The sequence below is a fragment of the Agarivorans litoreus genome (assembly GCF_019649015.1).
GTDB lineage: Bacteria > Pseudomonadota > Gammaproteobacteria > Enterobacterales > Celerinatantimonadaceae > Agarivorans > Agarivorans litoreus.
The window spans coordinates 1,120,656-1,134,401 of the sequence record NZ_BLPI01000001.1; the positions used below are offsets into that span (position 1 = coordinate 1,120,656).

The 13,746-nt window shown below is 44.3% G+C and carries 15 protein-coding genes, 1 tRNA gene and 1 rRNA gene; 11 read left to right on the forward strand and 6 right to left on the reverse strand.

What is annotated here, in order from left to right; genetic code table 11:
* Positions 1–67 precede the first annotated feature (67 nt).
* Entirely contained in the window at positions 68–784 is a 717-nt protein-coding gene (locus K5L93_RS05200) for a DUF3581 family protein (RefSeq protein ID WP_220718771.1), read from the forward strand.
* A 25-nt stretch (positions 785–809) separates the two neighbouring features.
* On the opposite strand, the gene K5L93_RS05205 is transcribed toward K5L93_RS05200, so the two are convergent.
* The gene (locus tag K5L93_RS05205; RefSeq protein WP_016403897.1) at positions 810–1,283 is read right to left on the reverse strand and encodes an Lrp/AsnC family transcriptional regulator; all 474 of its coding nucleotides are present in this window, start codon (positions 1,281–1,283) and stop codon (positions 810–812) included.
* A gap of 430 nt (positions 1,284–1,713) precedes the next feature.
* Here K5L93_RS05205 and K5L93_RS05210 point away from each other — a divergent pair.
* From K5L93_RS05210 to K5L93_RS05235, 7 genes are all read left to right on the forward strand, one after another.
* A tRNA-Phe gene (locus tag K5L93_RS05210) sits at positions 1,714–1,789 on the forward strand.
* Between the two features lie 147 nt (positions 1,790–1,936).
* On the forward strand, positions 1,937–2,059 hold the full coding sequence (locus K5L93_RS20160) for a hypothetical protein (protein ID WP_281422541.1): 123 nt from the start codon (positions 1,937–1,939) through the stop codon (positions 2,057–2,059).
* Positions 2,038–2,940, forward strand: a complete 903-nt coding sequence (locus K5L93_RS05215; protein WP_220718772.1) for a BamA/TamA family outer membrane protein — start codon at positions 2,038–2,040, stop codon at positions 2,938–2,940. Before K5L93_RS20160 ends, K5L93_RS05215 begins: the two co-directional genes overlap by 22 nt.
* Positions 2,838–3,089: a hypothetical protein gene (locus tag K5L93_RS05220; protein ID WP_220718773.1), complete on the forward strand. Its 252-nt coding sequence runs from the start codon at positions 2,838–2,840 to the stop codon at positions 3,087–3,089. The genes K5L93_RS05215 and K5L93_RS05220 overlap by 103 nt, the downstream gene beginning before the upstream one ends.
* Before the next feature lie 75 nt (positions 3,090–3,164).
* Positions 3,165–3,641 (forward strand): DUF4442 domain-containing protein, encoded by a 477-nt coding sequence (locus tag K5L93_RS05225; RefSeq protein WP_040307680.1) that lies wholly within the window; start codon positions 3,165–3,167, stop codon positions 3,639–3,641.
* 196 nt (positions 3,642–3,837) lie between these two features.
* Positions 3,838–4,551, forward strand: a complete 714-nt coding sequence (locus K5L93_RS05230; protein WP_220718774.1) for an Npun_F0296 family exosortase-dependent surface protein — start codon at positions 3,838–3,840, stop codon at positions 4,549–4,551.
* A 223-nt stretch (positions 4,552–4,774) separates the two neighbouring features.
* Positions 4,775–5,797, forward strand: coding sequence for an SMP-30/gluconolactonase/LRE family protein (locus K5L93_RS05235; RefSeq protein WP_220718775.1), 1,023 nt, complete (start codon positions 4,775–4,777; stop codon positions 5,795–5,797).
* 54 nt (positions 5,798–5,851) lie between these two features.
* On the opposite strand, the gene K5L93_RS05240 is transcribed toward K5L93_RS05235, so the two are convergent.
* A complete protein-coding gene (locus K5L93_RS05240) occupies positions 5,852–6,310 on the reverse strand; it encodes a hypothetical protein (RefSeq protein WP_220718776.1) in 459 nt (152 codons plus the stop codon).
* Positions 6,311–6,645: 335 nt separating this feature from the next.
* On the opposite strand from K5L93_RS05240, the gene K5L93_RS05245 reads away from it, so the two are divergent.
* Positions 6,646–8,799: a TonB-dependent hemoglobin/transferrin/lactoferrin family receptor gene (locus tag K5L93_RS05245; protein WP_220718777.1), complete on the forward strand. Its 2,154-nt coding sequence runs from the start codon at positions 6,646–6,648 to the stop codon at positions 8,797–8,799.
* Positions 8,800–8,866: 67 nt separating this feature from the next.
* On the opposite strand, the gene K5L93_RS05250 is transcribed toward K5L93_RS05245, so the two are convergent.
* From K5L93_RS05250 to K5L93_RS05260, 3 genes are all read right to left on the reverse strand, one after another.
* Entirely contained in the window at positions 8,867–9,709 is an 843-nt protein-coding gene (locus K5L93_RS05250) for an HDOD domain-containing protein (RefSeq protein WP_220718778.1), read from the reverse strand.
* A gap of 84 nt (positions 9,710–9,793) precedes the next feature.
* Complete coding sequence (locus K5L93_RS05255) at positions 9,794–10,360, reverse strand: DUF1415 domain-containing protein (RefSeq protein WP_220718779.1); 567 nt, start codon at positions 10,358–10,360, stop codon at positions 9,794–9,796.
* Between the two features lie 59 nt (positions 10,361–10,419).
* On the reverse strand, positions 10,420–11,298 hold the full coding sequence (locus K5L93_RS05260; RefSeq protein ID WP_220718780.1) for a LysR family transcriptional regulator: 879 nt from the start codon (positions 11,296–11,298) through the stop codon (positions 10,420–10,422).
* Positions 11,299–11,398: 100 nt separating this feature from the next.
* On the opposite strand from K5L93_RS05260, the gene K5L93_RS05265 reads away from it, so the two are divergent.
* Both K5L93_RS05265 and K5L93_RS05270 read left to right on the forward strand, forming a co-directional pair.
* The gene (locus K5L93_RS05265) at positions 11,399–12,376 is read left to right on the forward strand and encodes an aldo/keto reductase (protein ID WP_220718781.1); all 978 of its coding nucleotides are present in this window, start codon (positions 11,399–11,401) and stop codon (positions 12,374–12,376) included.
* Positions 12,377–12,405: 29 nt separating this feature from the next.
* Complete coding sequence (locus K5L93_RS05270; protein WP_220718782.1) at positions 12,406–13,377, forward strand: aldo/keto reductase; 972 nt, start codon at positions 12,406–12,408, stop codon at positions 13,375–13,377.
* A gap of 232 nt (positions 13,378–13,609) precedes the next feature.
* Here the strand turns inward: K5L93_RS05270 and rrf are convergent.
* Positions 13,610–13,725: ribosomal RNA gene (gene rrf, locus K5L93_RS05275) — 5S ribosomal RNA — on the reverse strand.
* Between the last annotated feature and the right edge of the window lie 21 nt (positions 13,726–13,746).

Below are 13,746 nucleotides of genomic sequence, written 5' to 3' on the forward strand. Positions count from 1 at the left end.
TATGACCACCCATCTATTAATATTTGCTAAAATCGCCGCTCGCCGCATCATGCAAAGAAAGTGAGTTATGAATTTAAACCAATATTTTAGTCGAGAAGATCAGCAGTTTGTATTTAGCAGACAGCAAGCTTGTGATTTTGCCAAAGGCGTCGCTAACGACTTTAATGCCATTCACGATGCAGACTCTTCGCGTTTCTGTGTTCCTGGTGATTTATTATTCTCAGTAATGTTGAACGAGCTTGGTTTAAGCCAAGACATGCAATTTACCTTTGCCGGCATGGTCACCGATGGCGTACCACTAAGTATTAAACAACAAGAACAACACTGCTTACTCGTAGATAACAACGGTAAAGAATATCTGCAATTAGAACGCAGCGGTGAAAACCTAAAAGATGCTGAGATTATTGGCGATATTATTTCTGACTACGTGCGCTTCTCTGGGCGTAACTTTCCGCACATATTAGTCCCTCTGCTTGAAGAACAAGGCTTAATGCTGAATCGTAAGCGCCCACTAGTGATTTACGAAAACATGAGCCTGCATTTCGAGCAATTACCAACTCGCTCTCCACATTTAGAGTTTGTTGGCGGTGAGTTTATTCCCAATGGAAAACGCGGCGTAGCCTTGCTTAAATTTACTATCAGCGAAGATGGCCAAGTTATAGGCAAAGGCCAAAAACGCATGGTGCTGGGCAGTTTGCTTCCGTACGAAAAAGCCGAAAGTGACATGCTAATTGATAACTATGAAGGATGCCGCCAGGCCTTCTTAAAACGCCAACAAGCGTAAGTAGTTAAAGCGCCAATCGGCGCTTTTATTTTATCTGCGATAAAGGCAAGGCTGTGTGGCTAAACACCTGCTGCAGCACAAAGCTAGAGCGCACGCCAGTAACCCCCTCTATCCGGGTTAGTTTACCCAACAAAAACGCTTGATAATGCTCCATATCTCTTACCACAACTTTAAGCTGGTAATCTGCATCCGTCCCAGTTACCAACGCACACTCCATAACTTCTTCATAGGCACTAATAATTTTCTGAAAATTTTCGAAACGCTCTGGGGTATGCCGATCCATAGAGATATGAATATAAGCGGTAAGGTTTAGGTTGAGTTTTTTTTCGTTAAGTAAGGTAACGTGTTTAGCAATGAGCCCGGCGTCCTCCAAGGCTTTTACCCGCCGTGAACACGGTGACGGAGATAAGCCAACTTGCTCTGCTAACTCTAAATTGCTAATTCGCCCATTGTTCTGCATCAAATCTAAAATCTTTCTATCGGTGCGATCAAGGCGCATTACTTACCTCCAAATTTAAGCATTATTTCAACTTTGGTTTATTTCACCCTAAATACAACCCAACTACAACAATCATTGCTATCAAAATCTAAAATTACGCAATATAGACAAACACTCACCCTTTTATATTAAATATACTTATTACAGTGAAAAATACTCGGGAACGGCAACAAATATACCCATTTGCTAGCCAATAGTTTGCTCACCACGTTAACTAGCCCCACTCTAATCGGCATTTACCCTTTGCCAGTACAGAGAACAGTGAAACCCATCACTTAAGTATCCAAACTATCTAAAGGTGGCTTAGGCCACCTTTTTGTTTATTCTTTTGCCAGTTATTGTGCGCCATTTAATCGAAGCTCAATTATTTCATTTTTTTTACTGATTTCGGTTGACTTAAACCGGCAAAATTCGTTTAATAGCGCCCGTCGCCCGGATAGCTCAGTCGGTAGAGCAGAGGATTGAAAATCCTCGTGTCGGTGGTTCGATTCCGCCTCCGGGCACCACCTTTAAAAAGCCTGCATTTATGCAGGCTTTTTTCGTTCTAGCTCCCCATACTAAATACCGCAACAAGCTATCGCTTTAAGTAGCGACTGGCTAAACTCTAACTAAGTGTTTGATATTATAGTGCCCACTATTTCAAGGAATGAAATATGCGCCTTTCTTCTTTAGCCCTAGCTTTACCGCTAATTCTTTCTTCTGGACATAGCCAAGCTGATTTTTTTGAACAGTTTGTGGACCTAGCGACGGCCGTATGGATGCAAGCCAATGGCTAGTAGATAACGCGGTAGGTTTTTTGCCGGTTCCCATCATTATTACCGACCCCGCGGTGGGTTACGGCGGTGGTTTAGTATTGGCGTTTTTTCATGAAAATGAAGAACGGCAAAATGAACAGCCAGACGACCCCAACGCCCCGCTAAAACTTACGCCTAGTGTGTCGGGTTTATTAGGGCTAGCGACAGAAAACGGCACTCGAGGCGCGGGGGCGTTTCACATGGGAATCTGGAAGCAAGACAGTATTCGCTACATCGGTGCAATTGCGGGTGTAGATGCCAATATTGATAGTTTTCGCCTGCCCAGCGAAGAGGCAAAAGGCGATATTCCCATTAGAGTAAACTTAAAAGGCAGTTACTTACTGCAACAAATCCGTTTTCGCTTGGGCGATAGCCCGTGGTTTGCTGGAGCCAAATACACCTTTTTAAATAGTGACAGTGAGTTTTCTATTGGCAACCTGCCCGATTACTCAAAGCCTCAGCTAAGCATGAAGGATGGCGGAGTAAGCCTGCTGCTTAACTACGATACTCGAGATAACTCGTTTAGCCCTAACCAAGGTATATATGGCAATATTAGTTATGCTAAACACGCTGACTACTTTGGCGGTGACAATGATTACTCAATCGCCTCTGGTGAGTTTTCTGGCTTTAGTTATCTAGGCAATAGCTTCCAAGGCTCTATGCGTTTATCGGCCTCCAGCGCCCATGGCGATACACCTTATTATGCCCTGCCCTTTATTGATATGCGCGGCATACCGGCTTGCGTGACCAAGGCGAGCGCATGGCGACTTTACAAGGTGAACTGCGCTACGACTTTGATGCACGCTGGTCTGCGGTTGTATTTGGCGATGTTGGGCAAGCATTTAGTTCAGAGCAAAACCTAGGTGACACGCCTAACCGCTATGCTAAAGGCCTAGGTTTTCGTTATTTAATGGCTAGGCGCTTTAATTTGCGCACCGGGATAGATATTGCCAGAGGCCCAGAAGATACCACCCTGCACTTTATTGTAGGTGCAGGTTGGTCAGATTTTTAATCCGCCAAGCAACAAATGTTGACTTTTTGTTAACAACAAGCTCTACTGGTAAGACCTCTTAAACAAGGAAAAGTTATGCTTCCCAGTGTTCGTAAAGCCAACTTGATGTTGAGTTTGTTTGGTATGTTCAAAGTACCCTTGATTTGGTACTGCCGTCCTAAGATCCTTGAGATGGATGAACAGAAGGTTATTGTAAAGATCCCCCTTAAACGCCGAACCAAAAACCACCTTAACAGTATGTACTTTGGAACCTTAGCGGTTGGCGCAGACGTAGCCGGAGGCTTCTTAGCGATAGCTAAAGCCGAACAATATGGCAAAAAAGTATCGCTAGCGTTTAAGGCGGTTGAAGGGCAGTTTTTAAAGCGCCCGGAAGCAGACGTTATCTTTAGTTGTACCGACGGTAAGCTCATTGACCAAATGCTCGAGCAAACCATGCAAAGCGGTGAGCGAGTAAACCAAGCCGTAACGATTAATGCTACCTGCCCCTCTATTAGCGGCGACGAAGTAGTGGCCAAGTTTTCTCTAACCCTCTCTTTAAAAGCCATCCAATAAACCAATAGTCGGCTGTATTCAGCCGGCTTTTGCAATTTGCAAACAGCTAAGTGCAGCTCGCTCCATAAAGCTAGAAGCAAGCAATTTTTGGCACTAAACCTTTGTAATAAAAGGCACTATAAACATTGGCACGAAACTGGATATAACACCTTAACTACGCACTAAACAGTGCTTAAATTTAGTTGTCGAGGTTTATATGAAATCTATATCGCATGCTTTAGTCATCACTGCTTGTATTAGCTTCTCAAGCCATGCTGGCATTATTTACACCATCGAGGCTCCTGGCATCCAAACTTCACAAATTAGTGGACCTAGCTATACAGAAAACTTCGACAATTTAACTTCATCCCAACTCAGTAATGGCTACCAAAATGCCTTTGGTGAATACTCGATAGATAAAGGCCAAGCCAAGGTGGCTGATTTTGGCGTTTATGGTGGTGCACATGGCGAGGGTAAATACTTATTTATTCCAAATAACAGTGCCGTTCAGCTCATTTTTGATCAGCCTGTAGGCTACTTTGGCTTTTGGTGGAGTGCTGGAGACAATGGCAATCAACTGAGTATTACCACCCAATCTGAGCAGTTGTCCTTTAAAACCAACCAAATTCTTGATGCTGCTGTGCTAGAACCTGACCATTACGGTAGCCCTACTAGCGTTAAAGGCAACAAACGTGAACCCTATGGTTACGTTAATCTATTCGCCGAAAGCAATGCTGACAAAATTACCGCTATCCGCTTTTTTGGTCGCAACTTCGAGACAGATAACCACACGGTTAGTATTCAACGCGAAGCACTAACCGGCCGCTCATTAGCACCTGTAACAGTGCCGGAGCCGAAGACTTGGTGGCTAATTAGCTTAGGACTGGTATTGCTTTTACTGAGCCAGCGACGCTCAAAGCGAACAGTTTAAGCTTAGAAGATCATTGAACGCCTATTCCTCTCCCCAACTGGATAACCAATTATCAAGGTAATCTTGCGAGATTTAGTAAAAAAGCGCAGCAAAAACGAGACTTAAGCAGAAACACTTAGGTTAATAACTTGTATTCTTTGAATCACAGCAACAAAATGGAAAACCAATTTAACAAATTAGTTAACCAGAAGTATTTATTGCTCATCATATAAAGGAATACTAAATGAGAACTGCCTTTGTTTTAGCCGCTAGCTTGCTTGCTAGCGCTTGTTCAACTACCTCTGATCAACTCTCCATCGCCGATGCCGCGGAAACAACCGGCTCAATCGAGTTGATTAACCCACAAGCAAAACAATTTATTGCGGCAGACGCCAAGATTAGTATTCGTGGAAAGGGCTATCGCTGGACAGAAGGGCCAGTATGGATTGAACAACATGGTTTTTTGCTATTTTCCGACATCCCCAATAACACCATCGTAAAGTATCAACCTAATAAAGGTACCGAGCTTTATCTAAAAAACTCTGGTGCAACAGGCCTACAGGAAGGAGACTACGGACAAGGCTCTAATGGTTTGTTATTAAACCCACAGGGACAGCTGGTGCTACTTCAACAAGGTGACCGCCGTGTAGCACTCATGGATGCCCCCTTAAACGAACCTCAAAGTAAATTTGTTACGCTGGCTGGCGAGTACCAAGGCAAGCGCTTAAACAGCCCAAATGATGCGGTTTACCACAACGATGGCAGCTTATACTTTACCGATCCTCCTTATGGACTAAATTCAGGCATGAATGACTCGCGCAAAGAATTAGACTTTCAAGGGATTTATCGTCTAAGCCAAGATGGCGAGCTTGAGTTACTAGACAACAGCGTCAACTTCCCAAATGGCATTGCCTTAACGCTTGACCAAAAAACTTTAATTGTGGCGGTGTCTGATGACAAACATCCACGCTGGTTAGCTTATGATGTAAACCCAGACGGTAGTATTAGCAACAAGCGGATATTTCACGATGCCAAAGCGTTACTTGGTGTAGCTGGAGAACAAGGTTTACCAGATGGAATGGCGGTTCATTCTAGCGGTAACATCTTTGCCACAGGGCCAGGTGGAGTGTGGTTGTTCTCCCCAAAAGGGGAAGTACTTGCCAAAATACGTACCGGACGTTTAACCGCTAACTGTACTCTGTCGGCCGATGAAAAATACCTGTTTATTACTGCTCACGACACCCTAATGTCGGTGCCGCTGTTGTAATGAAACTAGCTTGCTTAATGAGGCCTTAGCGCCTCTTTAAGCAAGCGCTTAACTTTACTGCTTTTGCCACTTTTCACCTTTTAAGGCCATGAAGTCACGCCCCATTTTTAGCACCAATATCTTGCTGTCAGTCTCATTATCAATATAAGCACCGGCTGGTACCGTGGCTAGCTCCTCTTTAGCAAGCATTAACCCACCGGGCATCTTTTTACCACCAACAACATTTCCCCCCTCGAGCACTGCCATTTCAATTACCGACGGAGCTTGAAAGTACCAATACTCATCATCTTCAGCACTAAGTGGATACTCTCCTTTTAAAAAACGTACACCTCGCTTTCCCTGTTGGGCGCTGTCTAGCCATACTAAGGCATCATTAAACTGAACCTTGCTGGCGGGCTCACTAACCTGGGTAACTGGGCGCTCCTCGAAACCAGAACCCACCCCCACGGATTTACATGCACTAACTAACAACACGCATAAGGTTAAACATACAACACGCTTTATTTGTAACACTTCAATTCCATCCTTAGGTTTAAGTCGCTATACAGCGTTATTTTCACCAATCATCAAAGCTTGGCGTAGTGTGCTTAAAGCTTAGTATATTCTGCCAAATCAAACAGCTATATAAACACCATTAACCTGCTTGGCTAGCTACACAAATTCTTCTAGATAAAATCAATTAGTGGTTAGAGCTTTAATGCCAACTCAAGATATTCCCATATTCAGCCCTTCTAATTTTAACTACTTACAAAACTATAATTAAATGCAAATGATTTTAATTCTCATTCGTATTATGTATAGTACCGCCTAATTAAAACTTAACAGGATAAGGAACAAGCCTGAAAACCATGAAAGCATTCAATCGCACTCTAATTGCTAATGCAGTAATTTTTAGCCTTAGCCCTCTCGCTTATGCCGAAACAAATAGCACCATGTTTGACGAAGTGGTGGTATCAGCAACCCGTACCGAGCAATCGGTCAAAGACATCTCTTCTAGCATTAGCTCGGTAAGCTCTGAGCAGCTAGAGCAGCAAATGGCTAATGATTTAAATGATGCTGTTCGTTACGAACCCGGCGTAACCCCTACTGGACAAGGCCGTTTTGGCACTAGTGGCTTTAATATTCGTGGCCTAGATGGCAACCGAATTAAGCTAATGGTAGATGGCATCGAGCAACCCACTGCCTATAACCCTGGTGGCGATGTAATGAACAAGGGGCCAAACGCTTATGAAATTGACACCCTAAGTGCCGTTGAAATTAACAAGGGCCCTGCTTCTAGCCTTTACGGTAGTGACGCCTTAGGCGGCGCAATATTACTAAGAACCAAAAACCCTGAAGACGTACTAGCTGAAGGCGACAGCAACCATGTTGCGCTTAAAACCGGCTACGGTAGTTCAAATGAAGCATATAAAGCCACCGTCGAGCTCGCTAAGCGCTATCAAAAATGGGAAGGTTTAGCCATTTACACCTACCGTGATGGCAGCGAAACTAAAACCCATTCTTCAGGTGAAGACATAAATGGCCGAGACCGCGGGCAAGCCGATCCTCTCGACTTTGACTCTCACAACCTGTTCCTAAAAACTAACTACGCCTTAAATGATGCACATACTTTTGGCTTAGTGGCTGAGCTATTCCAGCGCGAATCTAAGTCAACCATCCTTAGTAACGAAGGCTATAGCATATTCCCAGGCTTTACCTACACAAATGTAACTGGCGAAGACAAAGACACTCGCAGCCGTGTAGGCATTAACCACACATGGCTAGCCAACAATGCCGCATTTGATGATTTGTTCTGGCAACTAAGCCATCAGCAAAGTAAATCAGAGCACAATAACTACGATACTACCGACTTATACGGTAGCCGGAATCGTGAACGTAACGGTGAAGATAGCTCGTTACAGTTTGATGCTCAGTTCAACAAACTACTGGAGTTTGACCACAGCAGCCACGAAATTGGCTATGGTTTAACGGCTATTAATAGTGATTTTGAATTGGAATACCGCACCCATTATTACGACACAGGAACGGTAGATCCAGGCGCACCAGAAGTGCCTAAAGCAGAAGCCGAAAAGCGCGGGATCTTTATTCAAGATCACATGTATTTAATGGATGAACGCTTGGTGGTTACCGCTGGTTTACGTTACGACGACTACAAAGCAACACCAGATGCCAGCAGCGGCTTTGAAGAGCATAACAGTGATGCTTTAACCAAACGCTTAGGCGCGGTATATCAATGGAATCAACAAGTTAGTACATTTGTTCAATATAGCGAAGGTTTTAGAGCCCCTACCCTTGAAGAACTTTACTACGCCTTTGATAACAGCGGCCACGGTTATGCCACCTTGTCTAACCCTAACCTTCAACCAGAAGAGAGCCAAAGCTACGAGTTAGGTTTACGTACCAATACTGCAGCATCTAGCATGGAGTTAGTGGGTTTCTTCAATGACTACACCAACTTCATTCAATCAGTAACTGATTACAGTGATCCAAGCTATCCAGCGGGTATCACCATCAATGAAAACATTGGTGAAGCTGAAATTTATGGTGTGGAGTTTAAAGGTAACTACTGGTTAGATGAAGCCTTTGGGGCACCTAAAGGTAGCTACAGCCGCTTAAGCGTTGCCTACGCACAAGGCAAAAATAAAGAAGACGGCAGCGCGCTAGATTCTGTTGCACCGCTTACTGCAGTTTGGGGCTTAGGCTACGACCACCAAGACAAGCTTTGGGGTAGCCAACTTAACCTAACCATGGTGTCAGCCAAGAAACAAGGCGACTGGTCTACCGAAAACAACGCCCACGCACCTGGTCATGCATTGTTAGACCTAACTGCCTACTACCAACCGGTGAACGACCTCGTATTGCGAGCAGGCTTATTTAATGCGCTTGACCAAAAATACTGGAGCTACACCGACCTAGACGGCAAACCATCTGACCATCAAGGCTTAGATCGTTACACCCAGCCAGGCCGTAACTGGGGTGTCGACTTAGCGTATACGTTCTAACCCGATCCAAAAGTAAAAAGGCTAGCTTACTCAGCTAGCCTTTTTTAATTAATTAAAACACAATTCTTTATGCCTGCGCCTCTAGCACCGCACTTAAGGTGTCTTCTAACTGCTGATCTTCCAAATTCAAGAAAGCTAACAAGCCGTCGTAGCTCTCCTGCCAAGCTTCCTCTTCACTGCTTACTCCCAATTTACGGTAAGCAACAATACGCGCTATTTTTAGTATTGCTAACATTAGCAGCGATGATTTACCTAGCTCTTGAGAACTAAATAAGCCATCTGCATCGTGTTGATAATAAATGGCTTCTATCATCACCTTAGGCAGGCTCCATTGCTGTGCAATAAGTGCAGCCACAGTGGCATGAGTTGTGCCATATTCACTGCGTTCACGTTCCGCGAGATGAGACCATCCCATGTCATTGGCCTCGGCTAGTAAGTTTTCATATTCAGGGAAAGACTGCAGCAAAGCCGGCACGCCAGCCTGATGAAACAAACCCAGCATATAAGCATTATCTTTGGCCGATTCAAAGCCTAGCTCTTCAGCCGTAGCCGCTGCGCAACTAGCCAGTAAGTTAGCCTCTAACCAAAATTTATCCAATACTTTAGAGGCTGGCATTGCCCCTTTTAAGGCAACCGCTTTAACAATAGGAAATACCCGATTAATGCCTAAGGTCATCACCGCTTGGTGAATCGATTTAATCTCGTTTAAGCGACGAAACGCAGCAGAGTTAACAATTTGCAACACCGCACCAGAGATCCCCACATCGCTAGCTATTGCCTCGGCAATAACCGCTACATCGGGCTCGGCTTTTTTTGTTTCTTGAGTAATCGTTAACAAAACTTGAGGCCGAGGGGGAATAGACAAATCCGCCAAAATCGCTTTTTCGGCCGCAGTTATCGTTAAAGACATATCACCTCCTGTAAAATTTGCTGGCAAAGCATAAGCAAATAACTTAGTAATTTCAAAGCGATAAGATAAAATATATACTCTAATCTACAATTTACAGCTCGCCAAAATCTGTTTTAGTGATGAAATCCCCAGTTCTTCAGTAAGCTCAATGTTGTGCTCAGGGATCCCTTCAGGATCAGGATGAAGTCGAGTTAAGCGACTCACCGTTGCTTCACGAATTAAGTGAAATACCGGATAAGGCGAACGATTAGTATAGTTACTTGGCGCTGTATCTGCTTCTCCAGCAAAACAGTAGTCGGGATGAAAACTAGCTAGCTGGTAAACGCCATCATAGCCTTGTTTGCTTATGATCTTCTCCGCCCAATGCAAACAATCTAAATAGTCATCAAAACAGCCTAAGCTGGGGGTGATAAACAAGGTTGTTTCAACGTCGGGCTGATTATCTAAGATCTGGCATTCTACAACTAATTGCTGCAATAACTCTTCAATATCGTCGCTCATCGCTACTTGGTAGCGAATACTGCCACGCTCTAATTCGCGCTTTGCAAAAGGACAAATATTGTATTCAACCACAAAATCTTTCACCCAGCGCATCGTGTGCTGCTGATATTCAGCTTCGCTTATATCACTACTGGGGGTGGAATTACTCATGTTTAATCCTTGAATGCTTTAAAGCACATAGCGTTAATGATGCCAATCGCTAACAAAAGCTAAATGGCTTGCCTTTTGGCATAGTCTACCAGCCAATCAGCTAGCTTAGTTACTCGTTTCGAGCGATAACGTGCCGGAGGAAACACCATCCATAACGGCTGGCTTACTACCTGCCAATCTTCTAACACCGTTTTTAACTGGCCTGCTTCTAGCGCGTCACGCAAGTACATATCGTGAGTACGAATAAAACCAAAACCCTCCATGGCGGCTTGTTTAAGTACGTGTCCATTAGGACAGGCAAACGAGCCACTCACCGACACCAACAACTTTTGCCCATTCTTTTGAAAAGGCCACTGCGACACCGTGCCACAAATACACTGATGATGACGCAACTCTTCGGGGTGCTTGGGCAAGCCATTAGCCGCTAAGTACTCAGGGCTAGCGACCACATGCGTATTTAACTGGCTTAACACCCTTACCTGCAAACTCGAATCGGGCAAAGTTCCCATTCGAAATACAATGTCAAAAGGAGAGCTCAATAGGTCTTCTCGTTGTGACGACAAATCTAGCTCGATATCGATGTTTGGATGTTCTTGGCGAAACGTAAGCAAAGCCGGCGCCAGCCATTGCTCTGCAAAAATGCCGCCTAAGGAGTTTATTTTTATCTTGCCTTGTAAATGATGTTGTAGCTGTTGGGCTGCTAGAGCTCCATCTTCCAGCAACTCTAGGCCTTGACGACAGCTTTGATAGTAACTCTCTCCGGCATCAGTCAAACGTAGCTTGCGGGTCGAACGATATAAAAGCTGCACTCCTAAACGATGTTCTAAATCACTCACTCGTTGGCTAATGCTAGCTTTAGAGCTATGCAGCTTATCGGCGGCAGCAGTAAAACTGCCGGTTTCAACTACGGTGACAAAATCGACTAACCCAGCGAACATATTAATCCAAATTTCTGAACAATTATTTTTAATACTAGCTAAATATCAAACAACATAAAACGCTTACACTGCTTTAAAACATAACCAAGCAGGATCAACAATGCAGAACAGAGTGTTAGGTAAAAGCGGCTTAGTATTAAGTGAAATTGGTTTAGGCTGCTGGCAATTAGGCGGTGACTTTGGCCCTGTAAGCGAAGCACAGTCAACGACCATTCTCGAGCAGGCCTACCAAAGCGGCGTGCGTTTTTATGACACCGCCGATGTATATGGTGCTGGCCTTAGCGAACGATTACTGGGGCAGTTTTACCAGCAGCATTCAGATATAACCATTGCGACCAAGCTTGGCCGAGATGCAAATTTGTATCCGAATAACTACACTAAACAAACAGTTAAACAAAGCATCGAAGCCAGTTTACAGCGGCTAGGTTTAACCAGCATGCCCTTGATTCAACTGCATTGTGTTCCCACCCAGATACTTAGTGATGGTGAAATATTCACTTGGTTAGCCGACTTTAAACAACAAGGCTTGATTGAGCACTACGGCGCAAGTGTAGAGTCGATGGAAGAAGCCAAGTTGTGTTTAAAAGACCCGGCTTTAACCAGCTTACAAATTATCATTAACCTATTTAGACAAGACGCTGTAGCTGAAGTACTCGATTTAGCTCAAGCTCAACAAGTGGGAATAATTGCCCGTTTGCCCTATGCCAGTGGTTTATTAAGTGGCGCTGTTACCGCGCAACGACAATTTGACGAAACTGATCACCGCCACTATAACCGAGATGGCGCAGCCTTTCATGTAGGGGAAACTTTCGCTGGTTTGCCGCTAGATAAAGCTTTGAACTTGCTTGAACAGCTTAAAGCGCTGCTTCCTGAAAACTTAGCTATTGCAGAGTGTGCAATTCGTTGGCTACTTGACCATCCGCAAATAACCAGCGTAATTACGGGAGCAAGCAAACCGGAGCAAATTCAACAAAATACCCAATACTCAGGCCAAACTTCTTTAAGCAAAGACCTTCATGCCAAGCTTGCCGATTTTTATCAGCAAGAGGTGAGTCCGTGGGTTCGCGGTAACCGCTAAAGAACTTTATAGCCAAAAAGGATAATGCTATGCAATTAAGACAGTTAGGTGAATGGAAAGTAAGCCCTCTTGGTTTAGGTTGTTGGGCCATTGGTGGGCCTTTCTTCGACCAAGACAACAAACCTTGTGGCTGGGGAAAAGTGGACGATGCGGTCTCGATTTCGGCCATTCACGCTGCACTTGATGCTGGCATTAACTTTTTCGATACAGCTGCAGTTTATGGTGCAGGTCACAACGAACGGGTATTGGGTAAAGCCCTAGCTAATAAACGCCAGCAAGCCATTATTGGCACTAAGTTTGGCCTAGAGTTTGATGAAAATAGCAAAACCATCAGCGGTACCTTTGATCAACACGATGCAATTATTCGACACTGCGAAAATAGCTTAAAACGCTTAGGTACTGAATATATCGATTTATACCAGTTACACCTAAATGACTACCCAGCCGAAAATATAGGACAAATAGTAGACACTCTAGAGCATTTAGTTAAGGCAGGGAAAATACGCGCGTATGCTTGGAGTACCGACTATTTAGACCGTGCAAAAGCCTTTTCTTCAGCCGAACACTGCATTGCTTTTCAATTTCAAAACAACGTGTTAGACCAAAACAATGATTTGGTAAGCTTCTGTGCCAAGCACAACAAAACGGCGATAAACCGAGGACCACTCGCTATGGGGCTGCTCTCAGGCAAGTACCATCATTCAAGCATTCTAGATAAAGACGATATTCGTTGCATCAATCCAGAGTGGCTAAAATACTTCATTAACGGTAAAGCATCGTCTGAACTGCTCAACAAATTAGCTGACATTCAATCAATTTTAACCAGCAAGGGAAGAACGGTTAATCAAGGGGCACTAGCTTGGATTTGGGGCTTAGGTGAGCACACATTACCTATTCCAGGATTTCGTAATACAGCTCAAGTGCTAAGTAATGCAGCTGCTATCGAACATGGACCGCTCAGTAACGCGCAAATGCAAAAAATTAATCAACTACTCAATTAAAATGAAGCTAAGCATCTCAATCAAGCTGGATCACTTAGCTCGGAGTTAGCCTTCCAGCAACTTACAAACTTCATGCTTACAAGTGGCTTGAGCACTACAACCATCAAGCGCGACCAATGATGAAAGCGCTCTTTAATAAAAATGAGAGGTGGGGAAGGGGATAATATGCCTGAGAGACTAAATCGCAGGCAATAAAAAAGCCCTCGTCGTTAGACGAGGGCTTAGTATAGGAGCCTGGCGGTGACCTACTTTCACATGGGGAAGCCCCACACTATCATCGGCGCAGTTGCGTTTCACTTCTGAGTTCGGCATGGAGTCAGGTGGGTCCACAACGCTATTGCCACCAGGCAAAAACTGTTGTCTTTAACA

Coding starts and splice junctions, on each gene's coding strand:
- K5L93_RS05200 (WP_220718771.1), top strand. CDS start 68: ATGAATTTAAACCAATATTTTAGTCGAGAAGATCAGCAGTTTGTATTT.
- K5L93_RS05205 (WP_016403897.1), bottom strand. CDS start 1,283: ATGCGCCTTGATCGCACCGATAGAAAGATTTTAGATTTGATGCAGAAC.
- K5L93_RS20160 (WP_281422541.1), top strand. CDS start 1,937: ATGCGCCTTTCTTCTTTAGCCCTAGCTTTACCGCTAATTCTTTCTTCT.
- K5L93_RS05215 (WP_220718772.1), top strand. CDS start 2,038: ATGGATGCAAGCCAATGGCTAGTAGATAACGCGGTAGGTTTTTTGCCG.
- K5L93_RS05220 (WP_220718773.1), top strand. CDS start 2,838: ATGGCGACTTTACAAGGTGAACTGCGCTACGACTTTGATGCACGCTGG.
- K5L93_RS05225 (WP_040307680.1), top strand. CDS start 3,165: ATGCTTCCCAGTGTTCGTAAAGCCAACTTGATGTTGAGTTTGTTTGGT.
- K5L93_RS05230 (WP_220718774.1), top strand. CDS start 3,838: ATGAAATCTATATCGCATGCTTTAGTCATCACTGCTTGTATTAGCTTC.
- K5L93_RS05235 (WP_220718775.1), top strand. CDS start 4,775: ATGAGAACTGCCTTTGTTTTAGCCGCTAGCTTGCTTGCTAGCGCTTGT.
- K5L93_RS05245 (WP_220718777.1), top strand. CDS start 6,646: ATGAAAGCATTCAATCGCACTCTAATTGCTAATGCAGTAATTTTTAGC.
- K5L93_RS05250 (WP_220718778.1), bottom strand. CDS start 9,709: ATGTCTTTAACGATAACTGCGGCCGAAAAAGCGATTTTGGCGGATTTG.
- K5L93_RS05255 (WP_220718779.1), bottom strand. CDS start 10,360: ATGAGTAATTCCACCCCCAGTAGTGATATAAGCGAAGCTGAATATCAG.
- K5L93_RS05260 (WP_220718780.1), bottom strand. CDS start 11,298: ATGTTCGCTGGGTTAGTCGATTTTGTCACCGTAGTTGAAACCGGCAGT.
- K5L93_RS05265 (WP_220718781.1), top strand. CDS start 11,399: ATGCAGAACAGAGTGTTAGGTAAAAGCGGCTTAGTATTAAGTGAAATT.
- K5L93_RS05270 (WP_220718782.1), top strand. CDS start 12,406: ATGCAATTAAGACAGTTAGGTGAATGGAAAGTAAGCCCTCTTGGTTTA.